The sequence below is a fragment of the Polaribacter sp. Asnod1-A03 genome, from assembly GCF_045063585.1.
In the GTDB taxonomy this organism is placed as follows: domain Bacteria; phylum Bacteroidota; class Bacteroidia; order Flavobacteriales; family Flavobacteriaceae; genus Polaribacter.
Genome location: NZ_JBEFOE010000009.1, coordinates 60363 through 76153 on the forward strand (window position 1 = coordinate 60363; position 15791 = coordinate 76153).

The following is a 15791-nucleotide window of genomic DNA, read 5'->3' on the forward strand; positions in this document are numbered from 1 at the left end:
TGTTGTAGCTAGTTTATTCTTTATTCAGATATTTTATTGCTTTCTCTAATACTGGATCTTTATCATTTATATAATCTTGGTATGTTTTTTTTACCAAAATGTCTGGCTGAATTCCATAACCAACAAATTCTCTTCCATCTGGATAAGTATCTTTTTTAGTACAAATTCTTCCTGTAGCACCTCCTGGTAAATCAAATAACATTGGTTGTCCAGTACTTCCGTAAGTTGGTTCTCCGATTTTTGTCATATGTTTTTGGTTATCTGCAGAAACTAGAAAATCTTCTGCTGCTGAAGCGGTATTATTTCCTATTAATAAAACTGTAGGTATAACAATACGTTCTGACTTATCTATTTCATTTTCTTTGACAGAATAAGGGAAATTATAAAAATAACTATCCTTTGTTGTTAAATAAGCTTGACTTAATAACTTTATGTTTTCTTTAGTTCCTTGTAACGTGTCTTTTGCTTCAAGTTTATAAATAAGTCCCCAAGCTTTAAAAGTTGGAATATGTAATCGGCTAGAAGATTTTAATTTTTCAAGTTCGTTATCATAAGTCAAGTATTTTAATATCTGTAGACCAATATTAGAGTTACCTCCACCATTATACCTTAAATCTATGACAAGTTTTTTAGCTTTTTTAATTTCAGGTAACTTATCTATAAAAATAGAGTCGATTTTTGGATCACTAAAACTATTCAAACTAACATATACTGTTTCAGTATTTATCCATTTAAAATCTAATAATTGCCTTTTGTTAATAGAAGGAAACACTTCTTTTTCTAAAACTTTTTTTGATGTAAGTTTAAGAGTTGTTAACTCTCCATTAGGCTTTCTTATTTTTAAGTTAAACACAGTTCCTTTAGGCGCTCTTAATAGTTCAGAAATGGATCTGTTTTCTAAGATGTGTTTTGAAGAAGTTGAAATATAAGGTTTTACATATTGATTTATGTATTCTTTAACAGAGATTTCATTTACTTCTAGTATTTCGGTTCCAATAGGGATTTCTTGTTTTTTACTTAAATTAATTTGTGTAACAATTGCTTTTTCATCAATGTTTTTTAGAGAAATTTTATAATTGTCAAATTCTCCATTATATATTTGATCTCTTAGAGATTTAGGCATCCACACATTTGTATGACCATCTTTTAGTGATGCACAAAATTTTTGTAGTAGACGATAATATTCATAATCATTTTTTGTGTCTTGTACTTCACCAATTAATGAGATATAATCAGATTCCCATTTTTGTTTATCTATTTTGTTTATGTAAACAAAATTGGAGTTTGCCTCTTTCCAGAATTTAGATAAACCGTAAATTTTTTCTGTTTTAGAAATACTATTTGGTAATTGTGTTTGTGAGAATATATTTCCACAAAAAAGTAGACTTAATAATAATAATTTTCGCATATTCTTGGTGTATATTTTTAAAGGAGACGATTAATTTTTTAATTTGTTACAGACTATATCGTAATTAGCTACAACGTTGTTGTGTATGGTTAGTTGCGTGGTTAAGCAACTAAATTAGTAAACTTTTACGAACCTGCGAATATTCCGCAGGAATATTCGCAAGTAGGCTCAATAAAGCAATTAATTATACACGGTGTTGTAGCCAGTATTTTTTCCTTAAACTACTTAATTTAACTTTGTTCTTACATTTATTATTTTCAAAGTCAGAATAGAATTCATCTTGAAATAATTTCAGATTGTCCCAATTCGAAAAGTTTTGATAATCTTTATTTGAATAATAATCTTTACTAACTTTTAATTGTCCAATTTTTTCAAATTCTGTTTCTGATTTTTTGAAATGTTGAGCATAATACCAACTAATTTGTTCTTTTGGTTTATACTCTTTGTTTATTTGTTGTTCAAGTCTAAATAATAGTTTTGCGTTTTCGAAATCTTTTTCGGTTGGCTTTTCTGATTGTTTAATGTCAGTTACAACAACTAAATTCAGTCCGAATTCCGTTTCCTTTTCTGATTCTAAAACAAAAACTCCACAATAATCTCCATCATTTAATTTAAAAGCCAAACAATCGCCTTTTTCAAAAATCGCATTTCGTGATTTTTTTACTTTTCGTTTTCGAGATGTCTTTTTTTTGGTCGATATTTTCTCTAAAAAACTATCTAAAACTTTTTTCCTTTTAGTCAAATCAGATGTTGAAGCGTCAAGTTCTTTCCACAATTCAATATCCTTTCCAGATTCTACAATATCTTTAATTCGATTAAGAACTTTTGGTTCAAGCGATTTACATTCCCATTGAGATTTTGCGATAGTTATCCAAAAATTATTTTGGTCTTCGTGAGAATCAATCAGTTCCTTATTTTCCTTAATTAACTTTTCGGTAATCGCAGAGACTTCCATTCCTTGATTATATAATTCAAAGAATTCATAGTTAATATCTTCGTAAATATCATTTGAAGAAATTCCTGTTCCCCAAGTTCCCATAGGCGTTTCTTATATTGGCTACAACGTTTGTGTATAAGATTAGTTGCGTGGTTTAAGCACTAAAGTTAGCAAATAAATCACATATAGAAAGTCCGCGAGGACTTTCGTAAACTGGCTAAAACCAGCAATTAATTTTATACGGTGTTACAAAATGTTAAATTTTAAGGAGTTTTTTTATCGAAAATTGTAGTTTATTAATATCAAATATTTTTATTAAATAAATGCCTTTATTTAAATCAGATAAGTTAAGTTTATTATTTTCGATAATTCCTTTTTTAATAATTTTTCCTTTTATTGAATAAATTTCGAAATTTTTAATAGAGTCATCACTAAAAAAAATTTCATTATTTACTGGATTGGGATAGAAAATAAAATCTTCTTTTTTATCGTATAAGAAATTCTCACTATTCAAAGTTACAAAACTATCATTGAATGGTTTGAAATTTACAATTCCTAAATTGACATCATCATATGCATCAAATATAGTTTGTGAAATATCTGTTTCATTATCTGTACACCAAAAATTATTCCTAATATAGATAGGATGGTTATTTGTATTCTTAAAATTGTATTGAGAGTTGTTACAAATTTTATTATTAGAAAAAAGCTGGTAATATTCATCTTGAAAATTGACTTCGACACCAATAATATTGTATTCGATTATTGAGTTAACAATTTTTAACCATTTCCCCAATTTTAACCCTATACCATTTTGATGAATATGAGATTCTGTGATTTCTCCACTTCTAAAATCTAATGCAGATTCATTAAAATTAAAAAATTCAGAATTAGTAATATTTTTTTTTTGTGAGACCCAAACGTTATCAGGAAAGGAATACTCTTTACCTGTTATTCCTTTTTCACCGTTTGAAAAAGCACTATTAGTAATTATTAAATTTTCAGCATATGCAAATACATAGGTTATATTATTAACATTTAAGTTATCAAGAATAACTAAATTTCTATTATTAATATTGCTATAATTACTAGTAGATTTATCATTCCCATAAAATGCATAGGAACAATTTCTTATTTCTGAATTGTTAATATTAATAACTTCGTCTGAATATGTAGAACCTAGTATACTAATAAATTTATCAGCAAATTCTCCTATTAAATTTGATGCAATAATTTTTCCTCCTTGACCATTTTCTATTTCTATTCCTTTCCAACTCCCTTTTGTTGGATTACTTATATTTGAAGTGAAAGTTATTTCATTACCAACGGACGCAGAAGCAAGTAATGTACCTCTTACTATTAATTTTGTACCTTCATCAAACTTAATAGTAACGCCAGGTTCTATAGTTAAAGAATACTCAGGATATAAAGCCACATCTGCAGTTACTATATATGGACTTCCTCCTATATTCCATGTGGTGTTATTAAAAATCCCCCCATTAACGTTTGTTTGTCCATAAGTTAATGGTACAATTATAAAAATTAATAAATATTGTAATTTAGTTCTCATTTTTTTTAATGTTTTGTAACGGTCTCGTATAACCGTCAGTTACGGGTTAATATGCGTTAATTTTCGGTTTAGCACAGGCTTTAGCAATTCCGAGTGGATTCGGACGTAGTCCAATCCGCCGTAATTGCGGTTATACATTGTTGGCAATAGTTATTTTTCATTCCGTTTATTCAATCTTTTTAATCGGTTTATTTCCGATTTTTTAGTTCGGTTCAGTTCTTTTGTCCGAGTACAAAGGTCAGTCGAAAAATATGGATCAACTTTATTATTCTCGTCATACGTGTTTATTTGTAAATCCGTAATGTAAGAGTAAACTAAATGTTCCGAATTCAGGTCAAAATAATTTCCACAATCCGCTCCGCCACCAGAAGTCACAATAGTTATGAAATCCGATTTTTCTTTTCCTTTAATCAGTTCCGTAACTTTAAAAACAAACTCAATTCTATTAATTTCTCGAACGTAATATTTTCCTTTTTCAGTTGAGCTTGGTATTGAGTCATACACCTTTCCTTTGTTAATTTCCACAACTTTTCCGGTAAAAATCAAATCCGAATGTTCAAATCCATATTTAACGCTTGATCTTTCACAAGAACAAGAATAAACCTTGCTTGCTGAAAAAATCAGAATGAATATTGTTATGATTATCGGGTTCTTCATAATTATTGCCAACGTGATTGTATAAGGAAAGTTGCGTGTTTGTATGCGAGGATTTTCCGAAGGAAAATCAGAAGCTAGCAAACAAGCAACTAACTTTGGTTTAGCTAAAACTAGCAATTTTTTTTATACGGTGTTAGGCATAGTTATTATTCATTTTTTATTTCTCCATTTTCGGTAAAAAGAGTCTTTTTTATTAAAAAACCATCTTTATCATAAATAGAAACTTCTTTTGTTTTTCCGTTTCTATAATATTTTTTCAATTCACCTACTATAATTCCGTTTTCAAATTCTGCTCTTAATCGAACTTTTCCGTTTGAGTAATAATCCGTTTCTATTCCATTACAAAGAGTGTCACAATTTTTGAACAAATAATTATGTTTGCTATGGCTTACATAATATTCTCGAATTTTAGGTACTTTAAATGTTTCAGAATTCACCAATTTATTAATTTTAACAATATAAAGCTCTTCAATTTCTTTTCCAGTTAATTTATATTCTCCATAATCTGGAAGTATTACAAATCTATTTTCTTTACTCGTTGCACAATATTTTATTCCATTTTTCTCAAGGCAATAATCGAATCCTTTTTCAATTCTTTCTGAACACGGATCTTCTATTGTAATACTAAATTTTATTTCTTGACTAAAACCAGAAATAGTAAAAAAAAGTAATATTAAAGTTGTCAATTTCATTGGTTCGTTCTAATTATGCCTAACGTTGTTGTATAAGCTTTGTTGCGTGGTTTAGGCAATGAATTTACTAAATAAAACACAAACGGCGAAATTCCGGAGGAATTTCCCAAGTGAGCTATAACTAGCAATAAAGTTTATACGGTGTTAGCTTTAGTTTTTTATTAAAATAATCCAAATAGTTTTTTTCTTTTAGCTGTATTTGGTCTATTAATTTCGAGAATATCATTTACTCCAAATTTGTCAAATCCATCGAAAAGAGCTTCAACTCCTTTTTTCATTTTTAAATCTACTTCCTCACTATACAACGGAACCAAAGAATAAAAATCAATGGTTTTGTAGTCTAATTTTAAAAAATGAAAATTTTCTCCTAATACAATTGTTGGTAGTAAAACCATTGTGTTCAACTGAGTATTTTCTGAAAAAGGTTCAGCTGGGTCTCCNTGTGTGTTTACCTTTACTGAGTTCATCAAGAATTTTTAGTTTAAAAGGTTCTGAATACCGTCTAATTACTTTGTCATTTTTGTACATAATGTTTAAAATTATGTAGCCTTTATTCAGGACGGGTCAATATTGTGGGCAACGTTGTTGTGTAAGGTTTGTTGCGTAAATTTAGCCAAAAATAACTAATATAAACAGACTTTTACGCTTGCGAGGTTTTTCGCCAGAAAAACCTTAAAAAGCATTAAATTTTACACGGTGTTGTATGCAGTTTTTTTATTCAAAAATCAGTTTTAATTGTCCATTTTCAGGAATCAAATTCCACTTTTCACGCAATTGGTCAAATTCCGATTTCATTTTTTCAATATCTGTTAAGTTCATATGCGGAACTCTAATTCCACTAATGCTTTGAGCTTCCCAATTTATTAATTCAATGAATTGTTCAGTTTTCGCTGCTCCAGAACCAATAGATTGAAGGTTTCTCGCCATAATTTCGGATAGCCAAGTTTCAGAGTCCAAATGTCGAATTATTTCTTTATCAGATAATTCTTCTATAGTCATTCCAGATTTAACCTTTCCGTAAAAACCATTTTCCAATTTGAATTCTTTTTCAACGACATAATGAGCAATATCGTGATTTGGGATATCAGGTCCAAGATTCACACTTGTTAATGTTCCATCCATTCTTTTACAAGTCAGTGTATTTCTATTTTTACCTTTTGTGATTATTATTTCCATTTCTCAAATTGCATACAACGTGTTTGTATATGGTTTGTTGCGTGGTTAAGCAACTAAGTTAACAAATAAAAACCGAATAGAAAATCCGCGAGGATTTTCGTAAGTAGGCTAGAACTAGCAATAAATTATATACGGTGTTGGGCACAGTTATTTATATTCTATTTCTCTCGTTTTTATATAATTCAGTTTGTCATTTTCAAAGAATTCTTTTTTTATCCAATTGTCAAATTTATCCAACTGATATTTATAAACTGTTGTTGAAATTAATGAATCTTGATAATTGTAATCCAAAGTTTTTATAAGAGTTCCACAATCGTATTTAAATTCCGTTTTTGTATTTCGTTTTAAGTCTTTATGATTAATTGTTTCTGTTTTTTCAGTAAATTCATTTTTGTTAAAAAAACTTATTGTTTCAGAGTTTGTAATTGTATCTGTAGATTCTTTGTCTACAAAAACTTGAGATAATATTTTCTTTTCTATTTTGTTGTTTTTTCCGTAATAATGCGATTCAATTTGTTCAAATATTTCGGAATCGTTTTCAAAAAAACTTTTGGTTTGATTCAATAACGAATCATTATAATAGTAATTGACAATTAATGGTAAACTATCAGTTGACATTTTAACTATTTCTCTTTCAATCTTTTTACTTTTATTATATACGAAATCTATTTCCATAGTTCCTTCAGCGAATAAATTCTGTTGAAACCTTTTTATTATTTGGTCATTTTCGTTGTATTTCAATTCGGTAATTACAAGAGTGTCTTGAATTTTATTATTCAAAGAATCATTAATGGATTTGATTGTGTATTCTGTTATTTTGGTCGCTTGTTTAGTAAGTCCATTATTCAATACTTTTTTTTCATTACAGCAACCAATAAATACTATTGAAAAAAAGAAAATTAGAAGTCTGTTCATTCGTTCGTTTTAATTGTGCCCAACGTGTTTGTGTATGAAAAGTTGCGTTTTTGTGAGCGAGGATTTTCCGCAGGAAAATCAGACGTAACAAAAGTGCAACGATCTTTATTTAAGCACTAATGTAGCATTTTTTTATACACGATGTTACCAAACGGTTTTTATAATCCGACATAATCCGTTTCTTTTATTTCCAATTTTCCAAGTCGGTTATTATTTATTTTGATGGAATACCAAACTCTCCATTGATTGTCCGTATCTGGAACAGCCAAGTCAGAAGTCAGGTAAATATTATTTCCAACAATGCTGTCAATTTCTGTTGAGAAAAGATTGCATTCTGCATAAAATTCAGTAATTAGTGATTTTTCAAAGTCAGTTCTGTCGATTTGTTTTTTGTCAACAATTGAGTCAGTCAAAAGTTTAAAATCAGTCACCATTTTGTGAGAATGGTCTAAATACGCTTGTTCTCCGTCTTGAGCTAAATTCCTAACAATTGAACTATCGTTTAAGCTATAGGTTTTTAATTCAAGAATATGTTTAAAGTCAGAAATTTTAAATTCTTTTTTACTTGAAATGGTATCAAGAATTAAAGCCCAATAATTATTAATTGTATCCTTTTTCTTTTTTGATTGGATAGTTTCCAATTCTTTTTTTGGTTCAGATTTCGTTTCTGCTTTTAATTCCGTTTTTGGGTTAAATTCAGATTGGGTTTTGTCCGATTTTTTTCGGTCGCAACTTGATAGAATCGAAAATATTAATATTAAAGACAGAAGTTGTTTCATTGTTCGGTTTTCAACTGTTTGGTAACGTGGTTGTGTATGGTTTGTAGCGTGTTACGGCTACTAAGTTAACAAAAACCCACGAGCCTGAGAATATTCCGAAGGAATATTCCAGATGAGCATATATAAAGCTATTGACTATACACGGTGTTAACTGTAGTAAATTTGGCTTGTGTTTATCCTAGGGTGTTTATGCTTCTAAAATTCTAGTTAAGATTAATAACAGTAGAATAGAAGTCAGTTCCAAAATTCCGACTAAGTGAGAAATTCACAGTCAATTCAGGTTTCGAGTAAAAAATTCACGTGTTGATTTTTTCGATTCCGATTGAGCAAACTAGCTAAAAAATCCAGCGTAACTCCTTTCAAATCTCGAGTGAGAAATTCCGATTGAGTGGGATATTTTCGAGTATCTTTTTCCGCTTACAATTCTGATTGCTCAAACGAACTAAAAAATCCAGCGTAATGTAATTCAGATTTCGAGTGAGAATTCCGACTGAGTGAATTTCCAGAGTTGAGTGAGTATTCAATTCAGACGATTTATTCCAACGTTTTTAAATTCAGATTTCGAGTGCATTTTTCGCGTTCAATTCGGTTTAAAACACTTTGATTTTTTTGCTTAAAATTCCGAATTTGGTTGCGCTGCGTTATTACAGTTAACGTGATTGTATATGAAAAGTAGCGTAGAAATTAGCGATTAATTCTCCGCCATAAAACAAGCCAAAACTTTTGCATTTTGATTTTATCTTTACTCTTCAAAAGCCAAATCAAAAGATTTGGCGACTTACCAAATATACAAAATTTACGATTTAGAAAAGACGCAGCTATTTTTTATATACGCTGTTAGCTGTAGTGATTTTGTTAGTATATTTTAGATTTAGTTGAACGTCTCTCTAAATTCTTTTGGAGTTAACTTTGTTTTACTTTTAAATAGTTTACTGAAACTTTGACTTTGTTCAAAACCTAATTCATAAGCTATTTCAGTAATTGTCAATTGAGTAGTAGATAACTTTTCTTTCGCTTTTTCAATTAATTTATTGTGAATATGTTGCTGTGTGGTTTGACCTGTGTGTGTTTTTAAAATACCACTTAGGTAATTTGAAGATATGTTCAAACTTGTCGCTAAAAATTTCACTGACAATAATGACTTCTGTTCTAAATTTTCATTTTTAAAATAAGCATCTATTAAATCCTCTAATCGCTCAAGAATTTGATGGTTGTTAATTTTTCTAAATAGAAATTGACGCTGATAAAAGCGTTCTGAATAACTTAAAAATGACTCAATTTGGGAAACTATAATGTTTTGAGTAAACTTATCGATATTCAAATTATTTTCAAGTTCTATATTTTTAATAAAAGTAGTTAATATAGCTTCTTCTTTTTCCGATACAAAAAGGGCTTCATTTATCCTATAATTGAAAAAATCATATCTTTTTATTGTTTTTACTAGAGAAGTTTTCCATAGAAAATCTGGATGGATAAGTATGATATAACCACTTGAAGAAAAATTCTCATCTGCATCAAAAGAAAAAACTTGATTGGGAGCAATGAAATACAAAATACCATTGTCAAAATCGTATTTTTGTTGTCCATAACGATATTTTATATTACCACTTTCTGTTCTCTTTAGCGAAATTGAATAGAATTCAAAAACATAGCTTAATAAGCCTTCTCCCGGATGAGGCTCAACTTTAGAAAGATCGATAACACTTAAGATCGGATTCTCAGGATTACCAATTCCGAGTGCTTTATGATATTCTTTAATTGATTTTAATCGAATTAGTTCCATCCTTATAAAATTATATTTCAATTTTAAACAAAGGTATGGTACTTTTCTAAATGAATTTCCCATCCTTTTTGAAACCTGTTATATGCTATTTACTTTCCTTTACACCAAGCTGATTAAGAAAACCTCTATTATCCATTCTTACCCATTCATCAATTAATCTACCTTGATTATCAAATTTGAAGATATTCATTAAATCGAAAACTACTTTTTCTCCATTTGGTGATATAGTTCCAATTGGTGATTGGGTAAAATCATTTATAAATTTTCCTTCAATGAATGTTTGGCAGGCGATATAATTGTTCTGTTCAATTATAATTCCTCTTTTAATTACTAATGGACCAAATGCAGCTTGTACAGCTTGAAAGTAACTAATTAGACCATTGTAATCTGCGTCAAATCCTGGACCGTGAAATTGAAAATTTTCTGTATCGAAATAAGAGTCTAATTCTTTTTGGTCTTCGCCAGAAACTAAGAGTTCACCTGCTCTGATTAAACGTTTTGATAAATTGCTCGAATCTTTTCTTTTTAAATTCTCCATCTTTTATTTATTATTTTTACGATGCAAAATTGTTCAAATAGAATGTGATTTATGTGTGCAAATCTTTGTTTGTTGTGTTCAAAAATTTTCTCTTGTTCTTAAGATATAGGTTTGTTGTTTCATTACAGCTAACGTTGTTGTATATGGTTTGTTGCGTGTTTCAAGCAACTAATTTAGTAAATAATTACCGACCAAGAAAGTCCGAGAGGACTTTCGTAAGTAGGCAAGAAGCCAGCAATAAATTATATACGGTGTTACCACACGTTTTTATTTTTCATTCCGAATTTATATGGGTTTTCACTATCATAAATTCCGTTGTGATAAATTAAAAATTCAGCATTATTTTCGTTAAATTCAACCGTTTCTATTTTATCTATTCCAATTAAGCATAAATCTGTTCTTATTAATATTCTTTTCCTAAATATTCCAAATTCCGATTTAGTAATTGACACTCTTTCTCCGCAGTTTAAAAAACCACTTTCCGAAACTTCTATTTTATAGGTTTCGTTAATTTTATATTCAGCGATTACTTGCTCAAAAATAAAAAGTAGAGTTGTTAAAGAAAGGAACGGAATTAAAATAAAAAGTGATAATAGTTTTCTTATATTATTTTTTACGAAACTAAAAAACAATAGAGTTAATATTATAAATGTCAGTTCAAAAAATGTATTAGTATAAATTCCCTTTAGTCGATAACCATTATATAAAAATATTCCAATTATTAGAAGAGTAATTGAATTAACGATTAAAGCTCTTCTGATTATTTTTTCAAATTTTGGAAATTCAGTTTTAGTTATATAAGGAATGCAATTCAGTCCAATTATAATTACGAAAAATATTATTATTGCGGTCATTTCTCAAATGTGTGGTAACGTATTTTTGTATGGAAATTTGCGATTTAAAAACGCGGCAAATTTTCCGAAGGAAAAATTGACGCTTATAAAAAAGCAAAAACTTTTGATTAAGCCAAATTTAGCAATTTTTTATACAAGTTGTTAGCCAAAGTTATTTGTTTTTTTCCGTTTTCTAATATTCATAGTTTGAGTGAAAATTCCACAAAGATTTTAATTCCGCAATTTGCTAAATTCCGTAAACTTTCTAAATTCAGATTTTGAGTAAGAATTCCGCAAAGAACTTAATTCCACAAACTAGCTAAATTCCCACAAAGAATTTTCACGAGCGAGAGAGTGTTTAACTTTTCCAATTTTCTCGTTTTTTCAACATTTGAGTTAGTTTTTTCGCTTTATTTCGTGTGAAAAAATCATTGTTTTAACGGACTTTTTTTAAAGTGTCAGAATTTTTTCGCGCTATTTTGGCTAACGTTGTTGTATAAGATTAGTTGCGTGTTTTAAGCACAAAAATTAATAAATAAAAACTAACCAAGAAAGTCCGTTTGGACTGTTGTAAGTAAGCTAAAAACCAGCAATTAATTTTATACAGTGTTGTAGCAAGTTTTTCTGTTTAAACAACTATATCATAAATTCATTACTTAGCCATAAAAAAAGCTATCCAATTTATGATACCTAGTTAACTACAAGTTTTTTTATCGATTTTCCTTGATTTGATATTATTTTTACAAAGTAAAGCCCTTTTGAAAGGTTTTCAATATTCACTTCTTTATCATAAGATTCTAAAATATACTTTCCTAAAGTATTATAAACACTTAGTTTTTTAAATTGAATATTTCCACCTAGATGAACTGTAAACTCTTTGTTGGTTGGATTAGGATAGATACTTGTATTTTTTAACACAAAACTATCTAAAGATAAAATGCTAGATAAATCAAAAACACGAACATGACCAGAGCTACTACCATTATTATCGTTACCTGGTGCTCCAGCAGCAACAATGTTACCATCACTTGATAAACTTACACTAAAACCTAAACCATCTCCTGTTGCTTCTCCATTAATATCAGAACCTATTTGAGTCCATGTGCCTGCTATATTTTTATAGATACGAACATGACCAGCTCCATTTCCATTTCCATCATTGGATTCTGCTCCAATAGCAACAATGCTTCCGTCACCTGATAAACTTACATGAAATTGAAGATCTCCTGCCGCTTCTCCATCTATATCAGAACCTATTTGGATCCAGACCCCACCAATATTTTCATACACTCGAACGTGCCCCGAATTAATTCCATTCCCATCGTTATATTGTGCTCCAATAGCAACAATAGTACCATCGTCAGATAAGCTTATTTCCCATCCTGATTGATCTTCTGCTGTCTCTCCATCTATGTCAGAACCAATTTGACTCCAAACTCCACCAATATTTTCATACACTCTCACATGACCAGATTGATTTCCATTTCCATCGTTTCTATTTGCTCCAATTGCTACAATACTACCCTCACTAGATAAACTTACGTTTATACCTGAAGAATCCCTATGATCTTCTCCGTCAATGTCAGAGCCTATCTGAGTCCAAACTCCACTAATATTTTCATACACTCTCACATGACCAGCTCTTCCTTCTCCAGCTCCAACTCCACTTGCGGTAGTATTGTTTTCATAAGCTCCTATAGCCACATTACTACCATCACTTGACATACTTACGCTAAACCCTGATTGATCTTCTGCTGCTTCTCCATCAATATCAGAGCCCACCTGTGTCCAAACTCCACCAATATTTTCATACACACGAACATGACCAGAAATAGTTCCGTTTCCATCATTTCGTTCAGCTCCAATCGCAACAATCTTCCCGTTACTTGATAGGCTTAAACTTACTCCTGATCGATCCGCTATTGCTTCTCCATCTATATCAGAACCTATCTGAGTCCAGATTCCACCTACATTTTCATAAACCCGAACGTGACCAGAACCACTCCCATTTCCATCATTACCCACAGCTCCAATCGCAACAATACTTCCATTGCTTGACAAACTTAAACTCCAACCTGAAAAATCTAATGCAGCTTCTCCATCAATATTAGAGCCTATTTGAACTTGAGAAAATAAAGTAGTAGTAAATAATAAACTTAAAAAAAGTAGTATTTTTTTCATAGTAGTATTTTATAAAAGAGTATTTATGTGTTTTAAAAAATAAAGATTTTCAATTCAATTTGCTACAACGTTGTTGTGTATGATTTGTTGCGTAAATTTAGCTAAAAATAACCAATAATTACAGACTTTTATGCGTGCGAGGTTTTTCGCAAGAAAAACTAAGTAAGCAATAAATTATACACGGTGTTATGTGTAGTTTTTTATTTTAATGTTGATTTAATTTTAACTCCATTTTCAAAAGTTATTATTTCAATTAATTTGTTTTGTTTATTGTAATATTTTGCTATTCCATTAGGCTTATAATTTTTCACTTCAGTTTCCATTTGTAGCTTTCCACTTTCATAATAGAAAAATGCTTTTCCAGATGATTCAAGACTAATTGTGTCTAATTTATATAATTCCAATTTTTTCAAATTTCCGTTTGGATAATAATTCCTACAAGTATCTAAGGTTTGATTATTCCAATAATTACAATGTGTTTTTAATGTTTTATCAAGGTAATAAGCTTTGTATTCACCGTGAAGTTTTTCATTGAATCTATAGTTTGATTCTTCTATATTTCCATTCTCATAATAAAAGAAACCTTTCCCAGATTGTATACCTGAATCCCAATAAGCAGAAGATTTTAAATTTCCATTTTTCCAATAATTCTTTCTTTCACCATGAATTTTTCCGTCTTTAAAATATATGGTTTCTTTTAATTCACCATTTTTATTCCAATATCGTTTCCAGAGGCCTTGTTCTAAATTATTTTCAACTAAGCCTTTTTCAATAACTATTTCTCCCTTGTTTGAGTAATAATTTTTGTAATAACCATTTTCATATACTGTTTTGTATTCTGAACCATTTTTGACCCAAACTGTTTTTGTTAAGCGATTAGTTTCTTTATTATAAAATTTTTCAATTCTGTTAGGAAAGCTGTCAAGTATTTCAATTTCTCCAAATCTTATTCCATTTTCATAAAAATAACTTAGTTTTCCTTTTTCGTATTTAAAGTCTGAGTTTTTATTTATTTTTTGCCAGATTCCTTCTTTTCCATCTTCTTTATAAAAAAGATACTTAGAATTCTTATATTGAGAATCATTTATTTCACTCTTGTTTTTACAAGAAAATAAGATTAGAATTAATAATATTAAATAGTAGTTTTTCAATTTTTAAGAGGTTGCTTGTTAATTACACATAACGGTTTTGTATATGGCTCGTAGCGTGCAAAATAGCTGTTTCCATTCGGATTAAGCACGAGCCGAATTTTTTAATTTTTCTTATTATCTTTTCCCAATAAGCCAAATTAAAAAATTTGGCGGACTAATAAATATACCTTAACTTCGATTAAGCAACTAACTAGCTATGAGTTATATACGTTGTTGCCATTAGTTTTTTATTCCAATCCTACTTGTTTTCTACCAAAATCTTTAGTCACTAAATATTCTTTTTCGATTGGCAAAAATTCGATTTCGTTTCCAGAAATAGTTGTTTGTGTATTGTTTCCAACAAATACTTCCTTTCCGTTCTTGTAAATAGTACATTCTGATGCCCCTAAAAACTTCAATTTTTCATCGATAGTTTCTGGTTTAATTGCAACATTAATTCCTTCTCCAGCCATTCTAACACTTGGGTATAAAACTCCATCAAATTTTTTTGTTACCAATTGTGAGTAGATTGCAGAATGCATATAATCTGTGTGCTTTGCTATAGGAAGTTTTGCATATTCATTTCCTAAAAACTTACTTATTTCAAGAGTTGGGATTTTTTGGTCAGGATTAGATTTTACAAATTGTTCAAATTCCGCTTGTAGTTGACTTGAAAGTTCAGTTGGTCTTGCGAATTTTTTATGGTGAATTAAAGTAACTAGTTGTATATCTTGTTCGACAACCCAAGCACTAAAGACAATATCTTGTTCTCCAACTGTTCCAATATCTCTTAAAAACTCACTTAATTCAAAAGCGACAGTTATTCGTGCCGTTTGCGGTTCTGACTTTCCTAATATTTCAGGAACTATTGAGCCATAGAACATAGTTTGAAATGGCGTACTTGCTCTTTGGTACGTAGTATTGAATTTTTGAGGTTTGTATGATAATTCAGAAATGTTCTTGAAAGGCTTGTCTTCCGAAAGTCTTGCTCGAATAATTTTCTTTCCCTTATGAAGAGTTGTAATCATAACTCCAAATTCTCCCAAAAGTTTTAAGTTGTTTCTAACATCATTGTCAGAACAAGAATTTAAGTCCAATTGGTTAAGTGTCTGTATTATTTTTCGGTGTTTCATCAAATTAATGGCAACGTATTTGTATAAGCTTTGTTGCGTTGGTTAAGCAGTGAATTTAC

15 protein-coding genes are annotated in these 15791 nt (G+C 29.6%); all 15 read right to left on the bottom strand.

Features of this window, described 5'->3' with window-relative positions; all coding sequences use genetic code 11:
• Positions 1-13 precede the first annotated feature (13 nt).
• Entirely contained in the window at positions 14-1408 is a 1395-nt protein-coding gene (locus ACJJVY_RS00610) for a S41 family peptidase (protein WP_405604089.1), read from the bottom strand.
• Positions 1409-1592: 184 nt separating this feature from the next.
• Positions 1593-2447 (bottom strand): hypothetical protein, encoded by an 855-nt coding sequence (locus ACJJVY_RS00615; protein WP_405604091.1) that lies wholly within the window; start codon positions 2445-2447, stop codon positions 1593-1595.
• Between the two features lie 154 nt (positions 2448-2601).
• A complete protein-coding gene (locus tag ACJJVY_RS00620) occupies positions 2602-3915 on the bottom strand; it encodes a T9SS type A sorting domain-containing protein (protein ID WP_405604093.1) in 1314 nt (437 codons plus the stop codon).
• Positions 3916-4065: 150 nt separating this feature from the next.
• On the bottom strand, positions 4066-4689 hold the full coding sequence (locus ACJJVY_RS00625) for a hypothetical protein (RefSeq protein ID WP_405604095.1): 624 nt from the start codon (positions 4687-4689) through the stop codon (positions 4066-4068).
• A 29-nt stretch (positions 4690-4718) separates the two neighbouring features.
• Entirely contained in the window at positions 4719-5264 is a 546-nt protein-coding gene (locus ACJJVY_RS00630; RefSeq protein ID WP_405604097.1) for a hypothetical protein, read from the bottom strand.
• 161 nt (positions 5265-5425) lie between these two features.
• A complete protein-coding gene (locus ACJJVY_RS00635) occupies positions 5426-5731 on the bottom strand; it encodes a suppressor of fused domain protein (protein WP_405604099.1) in 306 nt (101 codons plus the stop codon).
• 247 nt (positions 5732-5978) lie between these two features.
• The gene (locus tag ACJJVY_RS00640; RefSeq protein WP_405604101.1) at positions 5979-6386 is read right to left on the bottom strand and encodes a hypothetical protein; all 408 of its coding nucleotides are present in this window, start codon (positions 6384-6386) and stop codon (positions 5979-5981) included.
• A gap of 201 nt (positions 6387-6587) precedes the next feature.
• The gene (locus ACJJVY_RS00645; protein ID WP_405604102.1) at positions 6588-7355 is read right to left on the bottom strand and encodes a hypothetical protein; all 768 of its coding nucleotides are present in this window, start codon (positions 7353-7355) and stop codon (positions 6588-6590) included.
• Between the two features lie 158 nt (positions 7356-7513).
• Positions 7514-8134 carry a hypothetical protein gene (locus ACJJVY_RS00650; RefSeq protein WP_405604104.1) on the bottom strand — a complete coding sequence of 207 codons (621 nt, stop codon included), beginning with the start codon at positions 8132-8134 and terminating at the stop codon, positions 7514-7516.
• Positions 8135-9005: 871 nt separating this feature from the next.
• Entirely contained in the window at positions 9006-9980 is a 975-nt protein-coding gene (locus ACJJVY_RS00655) for a helix-turn-helix domain-containing protein (protein ID WP_405604106.1), read from the bottom strand.
• Between the two features lie 22 nt (positions 9981-10002).
• Positions 10003-10455, bottom strand: coding sequence for a hypothetical protein (locus ACJJVY_RS00660; protein ID WP_405604108.1), 453 nt, complete (start codon positions 10453-10455; stop codon positions 10003-10005).
• A gap of 254 nt (positions 10456-10709) precedes the next feature.
• Positions 10710-11309, bottom strand: a complete 600-nt coding sequence (locus ACJJVY_RS00665) for a hypothetical protein (RefSeq protein ID WP_405604110.1) — start codon at positions 11307-11309, stop codon at positions 10710-10712.
• Between the two features lie 669 nt (positions 11310-11978).
• Positions 11979-13469 (bottom strand): T9SS type A sorting domain-containing protein, encoded by a 1491-nt coding sequence (locus ACJJVY_RS00670; RefSeq protein ID WP_405604112.1) that lies wholly within the window; start codon positions 13467-13469, stop codon positions 11979-11981.
• 200 nt (positions 13470-13669) lie between these two features.
• Positions 13670-14620 carry a toxin-antitoxin system YwqK family antitoxin gene (locus tag ACJJVY_RS00675; RefSeq protein WP_405604114.1) on the bottom strand — a complete coding sequence of 317 codons (951 nt, stop codon included), beginning with the start codon at positions 14618-14620 and terminating at the stop codon, positions 13670-13672.
• Positions 14621-14847: 227 nt separating this feature from the next.
• Positions 14848-15483, bottom strand: a complete 636-nt coding sequence (locus ACJJVY_RS00680; RefSeq protein WP_405604116.1) for a hypothetical protein — start codon at positions 15481-15483, stop codon at positions 14848-14850.
• Positions 15484-15791: the final 308 nt, after the last annotated feature.

Bases quoted from the DNA above. Each gene is read 5' to 3' on its own strand.
- ACJJVY_RS00610 (WP_405604089.1), bottom strand. From the start codon at position 1,408: ATGCGAAAATTATTATTATTAAGTCTACTTTTTTGTGGAAATATATTC.
- ACJJVY_RS00615 (WP_405604091.1), bottom strand. From the start codon at position 2,447: ATGGGAACTTGGGGAACAGGAATTTCTTCAAATGATATTTACGAAGAT.
- ACJJVY_RS00620 (WP_405604093.1), bottom strand. From the start codon at position 3,915: ATGAGAACTAAATTACAATATTTATTAATTTTTATAATTGTACCATTA.
- ACJJVY_RS00630 (WP_405604097.1), bottom strand. From the start codon at position 5,264: ATGAAATTGACAACTTTAATATTACTTTTTTTTACTATTTCTGGTTTT.
- ACJJVY_RS00640 (WP_405604101.1), bottom strand. From the start codon at position 6,386: ATGGATGGAACATTAACAAGTGTGAATCTTGGACCTGATATCCCAAAT.
- ACJJVY_RS00645 (WP_405604102.1), bottom strand. From the start codon at position 7,355: ATGAACAGACTTCTAATTTTCTTTTTTTCAATAGTATTTATTGGTTGC.
- ACJJVY_RS00650 (WP_405604104.1), bottom strand. From the start codon at position 8,134: ATGAAACAACTTCTGTCTTTAATATTAATATTTTCGATTCTATCAAGT.
- ACJJVY_RS00655 (WP_405604106.1), bottom strand. From the start codon at position 9,980: ATGGGAAATTCATTTAGAAAAGTACCATACCTTTGTTTAAAATTGAAA.
- ACJJVY_RS00660 (WP_405604108.1), bottom strand. From the start codon at position 10,455: ATGGAGAATTTAAAAAGAAAAGATTCGAGCAATTTATCAAAACGTTTA.
- ACJJVY_RS00665 (WP_405604110.1), bottom strand. From the start codon at position 11,309: ATGACCGCAATAATAATATTTTTCGTAATTATAATTGGACTGAATTGC.
- ACJJVY_RS00670 (WP_405604112.1), bottom strand. From the start codon at position 13,469: ATGAAAAAAATACTACTTTTTTTAAGTTTATTATTTACTACTACTTTA.
- ACJJVY_RS00680 (WP_405604116.1), bottom strand. From the start codon at position 15,483: ATGTTCTATGGCTCAATAGTTCCTGAAATATTAGGAAAGTCAGAACCG.